General features: G+C 56.5%; 12 protein-coding genes. 7 read left to right on the top strand and 5 right to left on the bottom strand.

The annotated features are described in order from the left end of the window. Positions 1-17 precede the first annotated feature (17 nt). Genes AAER43_RS02170 through tamA form a run of 3 tightly spaced genes read right to left on the bottom strand, consistent with a single transcriptional unit; the run spans position 18 to position 5,871 of the window. Positions 18-362 carry a gamma-glutamylcyclotransferase gene (locus AAER43_RS02170; RefSeq protein WP_014882267.1) on the bottom strand — a complete coding sequence of 115 codons (345 nt, stop codon included), beginning with the start codon at positions 360-362 and terminating at the stop codon, positions 18-20. 2 nt (positions 363-364) lie between these two features. Next, positions 365-4,141 (bottom strand): autotransporter assembly complex protein TamB, encoded by a 3,777-nt coding sequence (gene tamB / locus AAER43_RS02165; protein ID WP_057057688.1) that lies wholly within the window; start codon positions 4,139-4,141, stop codon positions 365-367. Beyond that, complete coding sequence (tamA, locus tag AAER43_RS02160; RefSeq protein WP_047626910.1) at positions 4,138-5,871, bottom strand: autotransporter assembly complex protein TamA; 1,734 nt, start codon at positions 5,869-5,871, stop codon at positions 4,138-4,140. The genes tamB and tamA overlap by 4 nt, the downstream gene beginning before the upstream one ends. 224 nt (positions 5,872-6,095) lie before the next feature. Between tamA and msrA the strand changes: the two genes are divergently transcribed. Then, on the top strand, positions 6,096-6,737 hold the full coding sequence (msrA, locus tag AAER43_RS02155; RefSeq protein WP_023336688.1) for a peptide-methionine (S)-S-oxide reductase MsrA: 642 nt from the start codon (positions 6,096-6,098) through the stop codon (positions 6,735-6,737). On the opposite strand, the gene AAER43_RS02150 is transcribed toward msrA, so the two are convergent. Then, positions 6,738-7,796: a LacI family DNA-binding transcriptional regulator gene (locus AAER43_RS02150; RefSeq protein WP_023331873.1), complete on the bottom strand. Its 1,059-nt coding sequence runs from the start codon at positions 7,794-7,796 to the stop codon at positions 6,738-6,740. It lies immediately after the preceding gene. 193 nt (positions 7,797-7,989) lie between these two features. On the opposite strand from AAER43_RS02150, the gene AAER43_RS02145 reads away from it, so the two are divergent. The 6 genes from AAER43_RS02145 to AAER43_RS02120 all read left to right on the top strand — a co-directional run bounded on the left by AAER43_RS02145 (position 7,990) and on the right by AAER43_RS02120 (position 15,597). Further along, on the top strand, positions 7,990-9,141 hold the full coding sequence (locus AAER43_RS02145) for a Gfo/Idh/MocA family oxidoreductase (RefSeq protein ID WP_050861806.1): 1,152 nt from the start codon (positions 7,990-7,992) through the stop codon (positions 9,139-9,141). Positions 9,142-9,156: 15 nt separating this feature from the next. After that, entirely contained in the window at positions 9,157-10,326 is a 1,170-nt protein-coding gene (locus tag AAER43_RS02140) for a Gfo/Idh/MocA family oxidoreductase (RefSeq protein ID WP_047343859.1), read from the top strand. An 11-nt stretch (positions 10,327-10,337) separates the two neighbouring features. After that, complete coding sequence (locus tag AAER43_RS02135; RefSeq protein ID WP_050861805.1) at positions 10,338-11,405, top strand: Gfo/Idh/MocA family oxidoreductase; 1,068 nt, start codon at positions 10,338-10,340, stop codon at positions 11,403-11,405. A gap of 12 nt (positions 11,406-11,417) precedes the next feature. After that, positions 11,418-12,437 carry a Gfo/Idh/MocA family oxidoreductase gene (locus AAER43_RS02130; protein ID WP_047027136.1) on the top strand — a complete coding sequence of 340 codons (1,020 nt, stop codon included), beginning with the start codon at positions 11,418-11,420 and terminating at the stop codon, positions 12,435-12,437. Between the two features lie 79 nt (positions 12,438-12,516). Next, the gene (locus tag AAER43_RS02125; protein WP_014882258.1) at positions 12,517-14,064 is read left to right on the top strand and encodes an MFS transporter; all 1,548 of its coding nucleotides are present in this window, start codon (positions 12,517-12,519) and stop codon (positions 14,062-14,064) included. Positions 14,065-14,259: 195 nt separating this feature from the next. Beyond that, the gene (locus tag AAER43_RS02120; RefSeq protein ID WP_023338945.1) at positions 14,260-15,597 is read left to right on the top strand and encodes a hemolysin family protein; all 1,338 of its coding nucleotides are present in this window, start codon (positions 14,260-14,262) and stop codon (positions 15,595-15,597) included. A 63-nt stretch (positions 15,598-15,660) separates the two neighbouring features. Here the strand turns inward: AAER43_RS02120 and AAER43_RS02115 are convergent, their stop codons facing one another. After that, positions 15,661-15,867: a DUF1107 domain-containing protein gene (locus AAER43_RS02115; RefSeq protein WP_003856054.1), complete on the bottom strand. Its 207-nt coding sequence runs from the start codon at positions 15,865-15,867 to the stop codon at positions 15,661-15,663. Positions 15,868-16,170: the final 303 nt, after the last annotated feature.

The following is a 16,170-nucleotide window of genomic DNA, read 5'->3' as shown; positions in this document are numbered from 1 at the left end:
GGTGGCGTTGTCGTTTTTCAGTACTGGTCTCTGTCTAACCAGTTACCGCTTACAATCCGCGTTAACCCATCGACCGGACGCTGGTAGACATACATCCACGCACTTCCGTACGGCGTCTGGATCAACTGGCGAGCGTATTCACCGCCCCTGGTGCGCAAGGCATCAAGTTCGGCAAGTGTAGCATTATCAATACGATAAACTTCACCCTGTACTGTTCCTTCGCCGGGAACCGCGCCTGGATAGTGGCCCAGGCTGTACAACTGGTAATTTTCGATATTGTAATTCCCCAGCAGCAGGGCATTGGTCATCCAGTGACTGTTGCCTTGCTTGGTTCGTAAACTGCCGTAGACAAATATTCGCATTGCTAAAACTCAAACTGATAGAGCAGATCAAGTGCCTGGTCTACGCCGGACACTGCTTCCAGATATAGCTTAGGCATCAGGCGATAGCGTAGCGTGAGTGTTGCCAGTGAGTCAAAGATCCCCACACCGTATTTTACCTGCAGACCCGGCAGTACATAGCCACTGACCACCACCTGCGAGGAGTCACCCACGCCCTGGGTGTCCAGCGCCAGATTGCTTACGCCGAACGTCTCGCCGATTTTACCCACAACCTGCCCACTTTGTGCAACCCCCAGGCCGACTAACATTGAGGTCATCGCCGCACTGTCGCTCTGACCGCTGTCCAGACCCTGTCCACGCAGCAGGTAAGAAAGGGCTTCCTGCTGCGACATCGCCGGGTCAGAGAAGATCTCCGCCTTCGGTTCGTCGGCAGAGCCGGTGACGCGTACGCCTGCAATGACGTCGTTTTCCGTCGCTTCAGGGTTACGAATCGCTTCGATGTTCAACAGAGGCTGATCCGGTGGACCGGAGAACAGCAGCTCGCCCTTACGCACAATCAGATCCTGACCATAGGCATGGAAACGCCCTTCAGGAATATTGATCTGCCCGTTCAGGCCAAGCCCTTGTTTATCCTGGGCCACTTTCAGATCGCCCGTGAGCCTCGCCTTCAGCCCAAACGCATCCAACCGCACGTTATTCCCCACGTGTACGATAAGGTTACTATTAATCGGTATGCCAGCGCTCTTCTGTTCGACAGGTTTCAGATTTTCATTGAGCATAACTTCATCACTTGAGACACCGACGGCGCTTTCCGGAACCTCGTGAACCACAATACGCGCCCACGGCACGTCGACGCGCCCGTCCAGGGTGAAGAGGCTTGGCGTCGCCTCAAAGACCACATCCGGCGAGACATCCAGGCGCACCATTGGCGGTACGGTAATGCGCACCTTGCTGCCTTTGGCCGCGATGCGGGCACGCCAGTTATCGAGCTGGCTCCAGTCCGCGTCACCGCTCAGGTTGATTTGCCCCTGCTGCGTTAACACCGAACCGCTCAGGGTCGAGCTCATGCCGTTGAAGTTCATCGCAATCTGGCTGGGCTGCATATCAAACGGCATAAAGTTGCCGTCGATGTCCACGCCGCTGAGGCGCATCTGACCGAATAGCTGCGGGCTTTGCGCGTTGCCGCCCAGACGCAGGTTGGCGTTCAGCATGCCCTCGGCTTTCTCCCCGCGGGCGAATATCGGGTTCACCATCGCCAGGTTGAAGTTACGGATATTGACGTTGCCGCCCAGATTACGCCGTCCTTGCGGATCGGTAATTTGTACCTGTCCGTCAAGCTGACCGTTGTTAGTAAGACGGATCAGCCACCCCAGCTCAGCACGGTTGTTATGCAGGTCTGCGCTCAGGTTGAGGGTATCGAATGCCACCGGGAGCGACGCATCATTCACCTCCTGCGTCACCTTCACGTTACGGCCTGAAAGCGTGACGCTACCCTGCGGCAGCCCCTCTTTGGTCGTATCCCAGGCGACATCGGCTTTCCCGCTGAAGACACCGCTGGCCTGCGTGGTGTCCGGCATAAACGGTTTCAGCATCGCCAGATCAAAGCGGTTGAGGTTTACCTGCGCGTGCCCTGCCGCGCCCGCATCGATGGTCTGCGGCACGCACAGCTCTGCATTCGGGTTGATCCAGCAGTGCGGCCCAATAGCGATCTTTTGTTCCGCATTACGGTAGTCCAGCGAGAGAGAACGTGACAACGCCAGCGGCCCCACCGGCGTGTTGAAACGGGTATTGTCCAGCGTCCCTTTCCAGCGCTCCGCTTTGCGGTCGAAGCTGCCGGTCAGGTGAAGCTGCCCGGAAACCGGCTCACCCTGCACGCGTAGCTGGAGGTCATGCTGTTTTTCGTTCCCTTTGGCGTCCAGGGTGACCAGGTTAATGTTCACGTCCGGCTGAGAAATGCGCTCCACGCGCAGGTTCAGGTTACCGCCGATCTGATCGGTGGATTTCACATCTCCTTCCACGCGGACGCGGGCAACGCTCAGTTCCTGCCAGCGCAGATTATTGGCAGTGATATCCGCAAGGAGCTGTGGAGCGTCGACCGTACCGCGCACTTTCACTAACCCTTTCGCCGTTCCGCCCAGGCCCGGCAGGGCGTTATCCAGGTTCGGCGCGTCGATGGTGGCATCAAGATTGAGATCTTTTACCCCCAGCTCGCCTTTGATATCCGCCGTGTTGCGCCCCAGCGCGACGTGCAGACCCGGGATCACCCACTGCAGGTAGCTGTTGCCTTTCACCGAGCCTTCAACATTCACCTTGTTCTGCTTCACGTTACCGGTGAGCTTGATCTCCGGCACGTCCATCTGCCACGTACCGCCGTACAGGCTACCGCGCGTTTTGATCAGCCCGTCCAGCTTCGACGGCCAGTCCGGCACCTCTTTGGCGGTGTTGATACACGTCAGCTTCAGTTCGCCCCGCCAGCTGATCGCCTGCTGCCAGTCGAGCAGCGCGGTCAGCTCCGTTTTCCCTTCCAGCGCCGCGACGGTCAGCTTGTCGAGGTTGACCTGTTGTTCGTTGCCCTTCGCATCCAGCGTGATATTCGCGGGCGGTACGCCCTGCCCCTTCACCGCCGTGTGGAACGAGAGCGTGTAGTCAGTCACCTTGCCGCTCAGCTTCAGCTTCAGGTCATCGGCCTGGAACTGTTTTTCGCCGGTAAACGGCCAGTAAAGCTGCTTGCTGACGACCTCAAGATTGAGCGGCAGCCCGGCTTCCGCCAGCTGAGTCTGCGCGCGCAGAACCATGTCCACCGGGCCGGAGAGATTGACCCCGACGTCCAGCTTATCGCGCAGCTCCCCACCCACTTTGACCTTCACTTTTTCGCCCTTCAGCGGGTCGATGTTGAGCGCGCTGTTCAGCGTGATATCCACCGGCCAGTTGTCGCGCAGCAGGGCGTTACCAGACGCATTCACCGACCCCTGGTTGGTGTCGATATCCAGCGCGTCGAGCTTCATGTTGCCGTCAATGCTGCTGACTTTCAGCAGCATGTTGTAGACGGTCAGGTCGGTATCGCCGGTCAGGCGTAGCTGCTCACCTTTGAACTCCTCAATATTGAGGTTCAGCGGCAGATGAACGTCAGTCATTTCCGACAGAACAGGCTTCGAGAAGAGATCCTTCAGCGTTTCACCCAGCGGCTTTTCTTCCGGCTGCGGATTCTGGATCTTCGGCTCGACGATCTCTTCCTGCGCCACCTCGGCCACTTTCGGCAGCGCGATCAGCAAGCCCTGTAGTGAGGTTGGCGTCAGGGTCAGGTTTTTCTCCTGCCAGCGCAGGCCGGAGGTGAAATCCATGACGGAAACGGTGGTGTCGTCGATTTTAATATTGACGTTATCGAGCGCCACCCGATAGAGGGCAATCGGGTACGGCGTGGAGAGATTCAGCGGGCCGCTATCCTCTTCTTCCACCGGCGCAGACGGCGGCATTTTCTTCGAATCTATCGCCACGTTAACGTCTCTTAGCGACAGATCGTTAACGCACAGCTTGCTGTCACGCAGACAGCCCAGCTTCACCGCGAGGTGAAATTCCCCGGCATTCACCGCCACGCCTGGCTGCTCATAGCGGATGTTCTTCAGACGCAGGTCGCGCCAGCCGCCGGTCACCTGACCTATCTCCAGCCCCGGCACCCAGCGGTTCGCCGCGTTAAACAGCAGATGCAGCCCGGTCGTCGTCCCCACCAGAAACGCCACCGTACCGAGCAGCAGCACGATAAAAATCAGCACCCCGAGGCTTATTTTCTTCCATAAACTCATAATTCAGGCCCCAGACCGATGTAAAACTGTAATCCATGTTCTTCTTTGTCGCCGACCGGAACGGCGAAATCAAGCTTGATGGGCCCGACCGGTGACTGCCAGCGCACGCCTACACCTGCGCCAGTTTTAAAGTCGCTGCGGCGGATATCGCTCACCGCCTCGCCGCCATCAACGAACATGGCGCCCCACCATTTTCCGCTGACGTTGTACTGGTACTCCAGCGAGCCAGTGGCCAGCTTGGAGGCCCCGATCAGCTTGCCGTCATCGTCTTTAGGCGCGATAGATTTATATTTGTAGCCGCGGATGCTGCGGTCGCCCCCGGCGAAGAAACGCAGGTCCGGCGGGACTTTGTCGAAATCGCCGGTTTCAATCCAGCCGAGGTTGCCGCGCATGACAAAGCGGTGTTTGTCATACAGCGTGCGGATCCAGACGTTTTGCGCCTGAATCACCGAGAAATCCACGTCAGAACCCCACATCGTGTTGGAGTAATCGATGGAGTAACGCTGGGAATCCCCCCAGGTTGGCATCAGGCCGCCGCGCGAGCGGGTGCGGCTGATCATCACCCCAGGATAGAGCAGCATGGTGGTGTTGGTGACGTTGGCCTGGGTAAAGTGGTCCAGGCTCCAGCGCAGGTTAATGGCGCGCTGCCAGCCGCTGGAGAGATCCCAGTAGCGGGATACCGCAAGCGTGGTGGAATCGGACTCTGTATCGTTCAGGTCGGTGCGCTTAAAGCCCCCCTGGACCAGATAGTACTGCTCAAGCGGATTTTTCAGCAGCGGCATTTTATAGCTGAAATCAAGCTGCTGCTCCGGTGCAGAGATACTGGCGCTGGTCGTCAGGCTGTGGCCGTATGAGTTCATCCACGGCTTTTTCCAGGTGGCCTTCACGCGCGGGCCGACGTCGGTCGAATAGCCAACACCGGTCTCAATGGTGTTCTCGGTGCGCGGCGAGACAACGCCATGCAGCGGCAACACCTTGGTTTTGCGAGACTTATCAAATTCCGGCGCGACAACCACCGAGTTAAACCAGCCGGTGGCGGAGAGACGACGGTTTAGTTCCGCCAGGTCGCTCGACTGGTAGTAGTCGCCTTTTTTAAACGGCACGAGGTTTTGCAGGTACTCTTCACGAATTTGCGAACCTTCAAACGTCACGTCGCCAAAGCGGTAGCGCTCCCCGCTGTCGTAGTCGATGTCCCAGAAGGCCTGGCGTCGCTCCAGCGCGATGCCCAGCTGGCTTTTGTTGAACTGGCTGTCAAAGTAGCCCTTACGCAGGGAAACGCTCGTCAGCTCTTTTTTGAAATGGTCGTAATCGCCATGGTTAAGCACGGTGCCGATTTTCGGCCGCGTGCTGAGCAGATCCAGGTAATCCCGGTCGGTACGCGCCCCGCCGCGCAGGACGACGTTCGTGCCACCAATCCGTACCGGCTCCCCCGCCGAGACGCGGGCAATAAGCACCTGACGCCCCTTCTTTGGCGGCGGACGGAGATCGAAATCAATGGTGGGTTCGTAATAACCCAGCGCTTTCAGCCCTTCACGGATCGCGTCATCCACGCGCGCGCGAAAACGCCGGTCCGGCGTCACCTCATCACTCTGGATGGTCGACAGCTGCGCACGCACGTTTTTTTCCAGCGCTCCGGAAAGCCCCTCAACCTGCAAACGGACATTCGCCGCGCTGGCAACCCCGCTTGTCAGCAACACACTGACCAAACATAACTGGCGGATTTTTGTCACGTTTTCTCCTGAATATCCCTGTTTCCACCCTGGAAGCAAATGCAGTGCCGCTCCGCGGCAAAATACGGCCTGTTAGCCAAAAACCCACATCACGGGTTGAAAATGGGTGTAACACCCAAATATTTCTTATGATTAAATCTAGACTCATTCAGCGCATTTATTGTGTTCAATTAAACGCGTCGTGACAACCTTAACCGAAACATCGCACCCCGGGAGGCCCCATCGTGAGTTTATTCGACAAAAAGCATCTGGTTTCACAAGCTGATGCATTACCGGGACGCAACACCCCTATGCCTGTGGCGACCTTACACGCCGTGAATGGCCATTCGATGACTAACGTGCCGGATGGAATGGAGATCGCCCTGTTCGCCATGGGCTGCTTCTGGGGCGTTGAGCGCCTCTTCTGGCAGCTGCCCGGCGTATACAGCACCGCTGCTGGCTACACCGGCGGCTACACGCCTAACCCAACCTACCGCGAAGTCTGCTCCGGCGAGACCGGCCATGCGGAAGCGGTTCGCGTGGTGTACGACCCTGCGGTGATTCGCTACGAGCAGCTTCTGCAGGTTTTCTGGGAAAACCACGATCCGGCGCAGGGTATGCGTCAGGGCAACGACCACGGCACACAGTACCGCTCGGCCATTTATCCGCTCACGCCTGAGCAGGATGCTGCCGCCCGCGCCAGCCTTGAGCGTTTCCAGCAGGCCATGCGGGAAGCGGGCGATACGCGTGACGTGACAACCGAAATCACCACCGCGAAACCGTTCTACTATGCCGAGGACGATCATCAGCAGTACCTGCACAAAAACCCATACGGCTACTGCGGTATCGGAGGCATCGGCGTCTGCCTGCCGCCTCAACTGGCCTGATCACCGTTCCAGCGCCACGCGAGCCGCGTGGCGCGTTGCATTACAGACCGAGCCGTAATCCATCACTTTTCCCTGCAACAGCAGGTTAAAGACCGGCGCCTGCGGTCGGTTGAGCCGCGTTTGCAGCAGGTGAACGGCTTCAATCCCCAACTCCCGACAGGGCACCGTCACGCCCGTGACCGGTTTTTCCAGACGGTGCGCCAGGTTCCATGCAAAATCGGTCGTTATCAGTGAAATATCTTCCGGAACGCGCAGCCCGTGTCGAGTTAACGCCCTGACCACCCCTTCCACCATGCTGGTGCTGTTCGGGAAAATCACCTCCGGCCACTGCGATCTATCATGGCTCATCAGCCACGCATCCAGAGCCCGCTCAGCCTCTTCGGCGGTAAACCACTCCGTCACGAGCAAATCACGCTGGGGATCGAAGCCCACGTGAAAATGGCGGTACGCCTCTTTAATGCCGTCCAGACGCGCGTAAAGCGTTTCTCGCCGCAGGCAGGTGAGCGTGAGCACACGCCGATGTCCCTGCTCAAAAAGATACTGCATGGCGGTAAACCCAATCGCCCGGTGATCGGGTGACACGGCATCCAGTTCCCGATCCCGGTCAACGGAATTAATTAACACGCAGGGCTTATTTAACGTGCTCGCCAGTTTAAATATGGTGGAATCATCAGTCCCAATAATAATTATCGCGTTAATATTCTTCTGGCTGGCCTTTTCCATAAATAATTTCACGTCGGCGTGCTGTTCTTCTAATCCACAGCAGCTCACCCACACATTGTGCCGCGCGCAGGCTTCAGTAATCCCTTTTGTGACTTCCAGATAAAAAATATCGCCGCGTCCCTGAAAGGTTCTTTCTGGCGCAAAAACAGCGATACCGTTAATTAACAGTCTGCCGCTCGCCATGGACTCCAGTACGCCTAATTCTCTGGCAGTACGAACGATCGCCTCCCGGGCTTTATCGCTGGTATACGATTTGCCGCTTAATACCCGAGATACCGTACTGACGGAATAGCCCGTCAGGGCCGCAATCTCCTCCATTTTTAACCTGCCTGGCATAGTGTGACCTCGCTCTCATTCAGTTTTTGCAAATATTTGCAGAAACAGCCTTTTGATTTTAAAACCAAATTTCAGAAAGCCTGGAGATTACTTAATCACCTTGCGAGTATTCTCACAAAAACACATTGTCGCTGCGGCTCGCCTTTCCTATTTTCCGGTCATCACTTCTTTTCAACAGAAATTAAGGTGTGACATGGATAAGGTACGTTTTGGCATTATTGGAATAGGTAATATCGGCACGGTCCACGCGCGCTATTTACTGGCGGGTACGGTCAGCGACGCGTGCCTGACGGCGGTTTGCGATAATGCACCGGAAAAGCACCCGGCCATTCGCCAGCTGGTCGGCAATCTCCCCGTGTTCAGTGACGCCCAGGAGATGATCCAGAGCGGGCTTATCGACGCGGTGATTGTCGCGACGCCGCACTACGAGCATCCGCGCCTGTCGATGCTGGCGATGCGCGACGGCATTCACACCCTGTGTGAAAAACCGGCGGGGGTATACACGGCTCAGGTGCAGGAGATGAACACCTGCGCCCGGGACTGCGACGTGGTGTTTGGCATCATGTACAACCAACGCCCGAACCCGCTTTATCAGAAGGTAAAAGACCTTATCGACAGCGGCGAGCTGGGCGAGATCCGCCGCTCCAACTGGATCATCACCAACTGGTATCGCTCGCAGAGCTACTACAACTCCGGCGGCTGGCGCGCCACCTGGAAAGGGGAAGGTGGCGGCGTCTTGCTCAACCAGGATCCGCATCAGCTCGATCTCTGGCAGTGGCTGGTCGGAATGCCGGTCCGTCTGCGCGCGTTTTGCCAGTTCGGCAAACATCGCGATATCGAAGTGGAAGACGAGGTCACCGCCTATGCGGAGTACGCCAATGGCGCGACGGGCGTGTTTATCACTACCGTCGCGGAAACACCGGGGACCAACCGCCTGGAAATCGTTGGCGACCGCGGCAAGGTGGTCGTCGAAGAGGGGAAACTGCGCTACTGGCGGTTACGTGAATCCGAAACCGCCTTCAATGCCCGCTGGCAAAACGGTTTTGGTGAACCCGAATGCTGGGAGGTCTCCATCCCCGTCGCCCCGGAATGCAGCGAACATCACGTTATTACCGCCAATTTCTCTGCCGCCATTTTACGCGGCGAGCCGCTGATTGCGCCGGGCCTGGAAGGGATCCGCGGGCTTACGCTTTCCAATGCCATGCACCTCTCCACCTGGACAGACGACTGGGTCGACCTGCCGCTCAATGAGAAACAGTATCTGCGCCTGCTTCAGCAGCGTATTAGCACCTCAGTGGCTAAAGAGACCGCCAGCATCACGCTGGACGCCTCTGGCAGCTGGTAACAGCGGAGAAACACGATGTTAAATGTCGCTATCGTGGGAACAGGGAATATCTCGCATAACCATATTCAGGGCTATTTGCAGTTTGGTCAGCGTTGCCGGATCGTCGCGCTGGTCGATATCTACCCGGAAAAAGCCCACGAGAAAAAAGCACGCTACGGCCTGACGGATGCCCGCGTGTACGCAAGCCACCAGCAGATGCTGGCGTCAGAGCCCGATGTGGACATCGTCGATGTCTGTACGCCGCCCTATGTTCACGCGGAGATCAGCATTGATGCCCTGCGCGCGGGGTGCCATGTGCTGTGCGAAAAACCGATGGCCGCCTCGCTGGAAGAGTGCGACGCGATGATCGCCGCACAGCAGGCCAGCGGTAAAACGCTCTCCATCATCGCTCAGAACCGCTTTACCGATGCTTTCTGGCGCTTAAAAGCAGCGCTGGATTCCGGCCTCGCGGGAAAAATCTGCCATGCGCAGGTGGATTCGTTCTGGTGGCGCGGACACTGCTATTACGACCTGTGGTGGCGTGGCACCTGGGAAAAAGAGGGAGGTGGCTGCACGCTTAACCACGCGGTACATCATATCGACGCCATCCAGTGGATGCTCGGCTTCCCGTCGGAGGTCGTGGCAATGATGACCAACGTGGCGCACGACAATGCCGAGGTGGAAGACCTCAGCGCCGCGATCTTCAAATACCCGAACGGCGCGCTCACGCAGCTTACCGCCTCGGTGGTGCACCACGGGGAAGATCAGAAAATCATCATTCAGGGCGATAAAGCGCGTATCTCCGCGCCGTGGCAGGCCTTTGCCAGCGTCAGCGCCGATAACGGCTTCCCACAGGAAAGCCACGATCTGCCGCGAGAAGCGCAACTCAACGCGGTTTTTCACGACACCCGCAAACTCGAATGGACGCTACACAACGGGCAGATTAACGACCTGCTTTATGCCATTGAGCACGGCACGGCACCGTTAGTGGATGGCCTGCAGGGCAAGCGTTCCCTCGAACTGATTACCGCAATTTATAAATCAGCCATTACCCGCACCGTCGTCCCGCTGCCGATTCAGCGCGATGACCCGTTTTACCGTACCGGCGGGACGAACGCCCTCGCCCCCCGTTTTTATGAGAAGTCCGCAAGCGTGGCCAACTTCAGCGAAGTCGGTGCCATCCCCCTGGGAAAAGATCTGGATTGAGGAATGTCATCATGAACAAGAAAGACGGAATGAACTATGCCCCGGTAGGTAAACCGCAGCCGGTTGTCCGGGAAGGTGAATTTGTTTTTGCCGCTGCCGCACTCGACCACGGTCATATTTACGGCATGTGCAACGGCCTGATTGAAGCCGGCGCCACGCTGAAATGGGTGTACGACCCCGACCCGGCGAAAGTGGATAAATTCATCCAGCAATATCCGCAGGCCAACGTGGCGGCGTCGCTGGACGTGATACTCAACGACGACGAGGTGCGCCTGGTGGCGGGTGCGGCCATCCCGTCCGGGCGCTGTGCGCTGGGGCTGAAAGCGATGGCCGCAGGTAAGGACTATTTCACGGATAAAGCGCCGCTCACCACCCTTGAACAGCTGGCCGATGCCAAAGCAATGGTGGCGCAAACCGGGAAGAAATACGCGGTGTATTACAGCGAGCGTCTGCACGTAGAGAGCGCGGTCTTTGCCGGACAACTGGTGCAGCAGGGCGCGATTGGCCGCGTCGTGCAAACCCTGGGAACCGGCCCACATCGGGAAGGGACCGGTCGTCCGGAGTGGTTCTACGATCGTCGCGACTTCGGCGGCATTCTCTGCGATATCGGGAGCCATCAGATTGAGCAGTTCCTTTTTTATACCGGCAACAGCGACGCCTCGGTGGTGGCAAGCCAGGTTCGCAACGTTAAACACCCGCAGTATCCCACCTTCGAAGATTTCGGCGACGCGATGCTGAAAGGGGAAAACGGTGCCAGCGGCTATTTCCGCTGCGACTGGTTTACGCCAGACGGGCTGTCAACGTGGGGCGACGGTCGTCTGACCCTGCTCGGCACCGAAGGCTATATCGAAATCCGCAAATATGTCGATTTAACCCGCGGCGAGCAGGATGTGGTTTATCTGGTGAACAAGGAGGGAGAATTCCGTTATCCCGTCGCCGGGCAGGTCGGGTTCCCGTTCTTTGGTGAACTGATCCTCGACTGCCTGCACCGGACCGAAAACGCCATGACGCAGGCGCACGCCTTCAAGGCGGCGGAGCTTTGCGTGAAGGCTCAGATGCTGGCCAACGCGACGGCATAACGGGAGGCAACGATGACGATCCTGAACACAGCGGTTATCGGTGCCGGCGCGATTCACCGCTGCCATGTGAATGCATTACGCCAGATCCCCAACGTCGCGCTGCGCGCGCTGGTGGACATCGACAGCGTTAAAGGACTGACGCTGGCGATGGCCTATCAGTGCCGTTTTTATCAGGATTACCGGGAAATGCTGCTGGATGATGCCATCGACGTGGTCCATATCTGTACGCCGCATTTCGAGCATAAACGTATGATTCTGGCGGCGCTCGCCGCCGGGAAGCATGTGTTCTGCGAAAAACCGGTGGGGATGAACAGCAGTGAATTCGGCGATATCGTCCAGGCCGTCGACCAGGCGCCGGGCCTGCTCGGCGTTTGCTATCAGAACCGGCTCAATCCCACCAGCCTGCGCATCCGACAGGAGTTAAGCGAGGGCGAGCTGGGGAAGATGCTCGGCATGAAAGCGGTGCTGACGTGGTCGCGGTCGGGCGCCTATTACACCGAAAGTCCGTGGCGTGGACGGCTGGCAACGGAAGGCGGCAGTCTGCTGATCAACCAGGCGATCCATACCCTCGACCTGATGCAGTGGTTCGCCGGCGGGGTCACGCGCCTGAAAGGCGTGGTGGAGAGCGGTGAGCTGGCGGACGTAACCGAAGGGGAGGACAGCGCAATGGCGACGCTGCACTTTGCTAACGGCGCGCGTGGCCTGTTTTATGCCAGCAACTGCAATACCACGGATTCCCCCCTCTGGCTTGAGATCCATTGCGAACGGGGTTCGCTGCTGCTCAATGACAACGTGCTCTGGCGCATCACCCCGGGCGAACGTCGTAAGCTGGCAACCGATGATTCTCCTGACGGCTCGGTCAAAAGCTACTGGGGGCTGGGACACCAGCAGGCGATCCGCCGTTTTTATCATGCCATTCATCACCCGGAAACGGACTACACCGATATCCATGCTGCCGGGAAATCACTCACCCTTGTGGAGGCCCTTTATCGCTCATCTCAATTAAGAAAATGGATAGATATCAATAATTAGAACGTAATGTGTCGTCCAGCAGTAAATAAAAAAACGACCTGAAACACAGGTTAATCATTACCCTACATTGGATATTATTATGGTCAAACCAACTGAACGTAGAGTTGGTTACGGCGTAGCGCTTGGCTACGGCGTAACCGATCTGTTTGGCGGGGGCGCTTTTGCCATTATCGGCACCTGGCTGCTCTTTTTTTACACCACCTATTGCGGACTCTCAGTGATTGAAGCGGGTTCAATATTCGCCATTGCCCGCGTTATTGACGCACTCCTCAGCCCCATTATGGGATACGTCACCGATAATTTCGGTGATACCTGGCTCGGACGTAAATTTGGCCGCCGCCGCTTCTTTTTATTACTCAGCTCACCGCTCATGTTTTTGTATGCCCTGCTGTGGATGACGGACATGGGCTACTGGTACTATCTGGGCACCTATCTCTCGATTGAACTGCTGTCGGCGATGGTGCTGGTCCCGTGGGAAACGCTGGCAGCGGAAATGACAAACCGCTATGAAGAGCGTAGCCGCCTTTCCGGTGTGCGCATGATCTGCTCTCAGCTCGGGGGGTTTCTTGCGGTTTCCGTCCCCGGCGTCATTATGCAGTTCACGGGTAAAGATAATCCGTTTACCTATACCCTTACCGGACTGATATTTTCCTGCGTATTTTGCATTGCGGTATTTATTACCTGGTACACCACCTGGGAAGCCAAAGATGTGCAGCAGGAGTCCGATTTTAAAGTGGATAACCAGCGCAGCAGCGGGATACTCAATCACCTGAAATATCTGGTTCTGGATCTCTTTTCTTCATTCCGCATTCGCGCGTTCCGGCTGCATATCATTATTTATATCTTTTCGTTTACGGCGATGGACGTATTCGGTTCGGTCTTTACCTATTATGTCGTGTACTGCCTGAGCCAGGATGCGGCGGCGGTATCTGGCTGGCTGAGCATTGCGGCCTTCGCCTCGGTGCCGGGCACGTACGGGTTTATGCTGTTGCTGAATCGGCTGAATGTGACTCCTTCCGCCGCGCTCCGCCTCTCCTACGGCTGTATTTTCTGCGTGCTGGTATTCCTGTTTACGGTCTACCTTACCGAAACGCAGGTGCCGACGCTGCTGTTCTCGGCGGTCTTTATCTTGCTGGGTGCCGCCCGCTCCGGCCTTTACTACATTCCGTGGAATATCTACAGCTTCATTCCGGATATCGACGAGATGGTGACGCAGCAGCGCCGCGAAGGGATTTTTGCCGGTGTGATGGTCCTGACCCGCAAAAGTACCGTGGCTATTGCCATCATGATTATTGGTCTGGTGCTGCAGGAGTCCGGTTTCGTGAAAGGCAGTGGCGCACAACCGGAAAGCGCGCTGGGGGCCATTATCGGCCTGATGATTTTCGCCACCGCGGCGCTTCTGGCGGTGAGTTTCTTCACTACCTACAAGTTTAAGCTCACCCGCGAGACGCATAAGTTGCTCCTCAAGGAGATTGCCCGGCGGAAACTGGGCGGAGATTACCGCGACTGCGACGCCAGGACTCGGGTGATCATCAAGCAGTTAACCGGATACGAGTATGACCAGGTGTGGGGAGGCGACGCCACACGACAGACGGTGGGAAGCGCCCATTTATCTCCCGTGAAATAACCGCGCAGACCGGGCAGCACTCCACTGTCCGGTCTGTTTTTATGCCAAAATGTGACCTCTGGCAGATTTACTTCTCTTTACGCTATACTACCCGCTGAAATAATCAGCTCAACGCTACGGGCTGACGTTCTACGTGTTTTCACACAAATGGTATCAATTCCCCTTCTGAGGATCTGGCGAGAAGCCGGATAAACTATGTTAAACAGTATTTTAGTAATACTTTGTCTGATTGCCGTCAGTGCATTTTTCTCGATATCGGAGATTTCGCTGGCCGCCTCCCGTAAAATCAAACTGAAGCTGCTTGCTGATGAAGGCAACATCAACGCCTCCCGCATTCTCAAAATGCAGGAGAACCCCGGCACCTTCTTCACCGTGGTGCAGATTGGCCTGAACGCGGTCGCCATTCTCGGCGGTATCGTGGGCGATGCGGCGTTTTCGCCAGCGTTTTACAGCCTGTTTGTGCAGTACATGTCCGCCGAACTGGCCGAGCAGTTGAGCTTTATCCTCTCCTTCACGCTGGTTACCGGCATGTTCATCCTCTTCGCTGACCTGACCCCGAAACGCATCGGTATGATTGCGCCAGAAGCTGTGGCTTTGCGTATCATCAACCCGATGCGCTTCTGCCTGTTCGTGTTCCGTCCGCTGGTATGGTTCTTCAACGGCCTGGCAAACGTGATTTTCCGCATCTTCAAGCTGCCCATGGTGCGTAAAGACGACATCACCTCTGACGACATCTATGCGGTGGTGGAAGCTGGCGCGCTGGCCGGGGTGCTGCGTAAGCAGGAACACGAACTCATTGAGAACGTATTCGAACTGGAATCCCGTACCGTGCCCTCTTCCATGACGGGCCGTGAAAGTATTATCTGGTTCGATTTGCATGAGGATGAGCAGAGCCTGAAGAACAAAGTGGCACAGCATCCGCACTCTAAGTTCCTGGTCTGTAATGAAGATATCGACCACATCATCGGTTACGTCGACTCCAAAGACCTGCTCAACCGCGTGCTGGCAAACCAGAGCCTGGCGCTCAACAGCGGCGTGCAGATCCGCAACACCCTGATCGTGCCAGACACCCTGACGCTCTCGGAAGCGCTGGAAAGTTTCAAAACCGCCGGGGAAGACTTCGCCGTCATCATGAACGAATACGCGCTGGTGGTGGGGATCATTACGCTGAACGACGTGATGACCACGCTGATGGGCGACCTGGTGGGCCAGGGGCTGGAGGAGCAGATTGTTCAGCGTGACGATAACTCGTGGCTGATTGATGGCGGTACACCGATTGAAGACGTCATGCGCGTGCTGGACATCGACGAGTTCCCGCAGTCCGGTAATTACGAAACCATCGGCGGCTTTATGATGTTTATGCTGCGCAAAATCCCGAAACGTACCGATTCGGTGAAGTTCTCCGGCTACAAGTTTGAGGTGGTGGACATTGATAACTACCGCATCGACCAGCTGCTGGTGACGCGCATTGACAACAAACCGACCGTGCTGGTGCCGCGGATGCCTGACGCAGAAGAGAAGGTGTCGGCGTAAGCCCCATATACATCAACGGCTCCCATTGGGAGCCGTCTTTTTAACTACTGCATAGCACGTTGGTTAAGCCATCTCAGTTTGCAGACGCATAACCTGACGGTTGACTTCGGACATCACAGACAGGTGCTGTTTGTCCTTCACTTTTGGGATAAGGATCTTGCCCTTATCAAATTCAAAAGCGCCAACATCCTTGATGTACAACCGTCCACGGAACAGGATCTTCACGTACTTCGCCACTTGAAGCGGGTTGTAGCGTTGGAAAATTTTCATTCTTGTATCTCCTGCGAATCATACGCTCTTGCGGTGCCACAATCGGCCCGACTGTCCTGAGCGCAAATTTTGATGCCCAATGACTATAGACCAGAACTACGGTGTTACCCAGTGTGCATAAGTTTATTTACCGTTTGATTACAATTATTCAGAATAATCTTTGCAAAGCGTGACTGAGAGCAGTATAAGCCGTCGTTTTTTCATGGATATGTGCGTTCACCCGCAAACTGGCATTGGGATTGCGGGAAAACCACATTGATCGCACTTATGATTAAAAGCGTAAGACCAAGTGGTCGGATCACC

The organism is Enterobacter sp. FUJ80071 (genome assembly GCF_038739915.1).
GTDB lineage: Bacteria > Pseudomonadota > Gammaproteobacteria > Enterobacterales > Enterobacteriaceae > Enterobacter > Enterobacter kobei.
Note: the sequence above shows the minus strand (reverse complement) of the source record. Positions and strands in the feature narration are given on the sequence as shown.

Bases quoted from the DNA above. Each gene is read 5' to 3' on its own strand.
- AAER43_RS02125 (WP_014882258.1), top strand. From the start codon at position 12,517: ATGGTCAAACCAACTGAACGTAGAGTTGGTTACGGCGTAGCGCTTGGC.
- AAER43_RS02120 (WP_023338945.1), top strand. From the start codon at position 14,260: ATGTTAAACAGTATTTTAGTAATACTTTGTCTGATTGCCGTCAGTGCA.
- AAER43_RS02135 (WP_050861805.1), top strand. From the start codon at position 10,338: ATGAACAAGAAAGACGGAATGAACTATGCCCCGGTAGGTAAACCGCAG.
- AAER43_RS02170 (WP_014882267.1), bottom strand. From the start codon at position 362: ATGCGAATATTTGTCTACGGCAGTTTACGAACCAAGCAAGGCAACAGT.
- AAER43_RS02145 (WP_050861806.1), top strand. From the start codon at position 7,990: ATGGATAAGGTACGTTTTGGCATTATTGGAATAGGTAATATCGGCACG.
- AAER43_RS02130 (WP_047027136.1), top strand. From the start codon at position 11,418: ATGACGATCCTGAACACAGCGGTTATCGGTGCCGGCGCGATTCACCGC.
- tamB (WP_057057688.1), bottom strand. From the start codon at position 4,141: ATGAGTTTATGGAAGAAAATAAGCCTCGGGGTGCTGATTTTTATCGTG.
- AAER43_RS02140 (WP_047343859.1), top strand. From the start codon at position 9,157: ATGTTAAATGTCGCTATCGTGGGAACAGGGAATATCTCGCATAACCAT.
- AAER43_RS02150 (WP_023331873.1), bottom strand. From the start codon at position 7,796: ATGCCAGGCAGGTTAAAAATGGAGGAGATTGCGGCCCTGACGGGCTAT.
- AAER43_RS02115 (WP_003856054.1), bottom strand. From the start codon at position 15,867: ATGAAAATTTTCCAACGCTACAACCCGCTTCAAGTGGCGAAGTACGTG.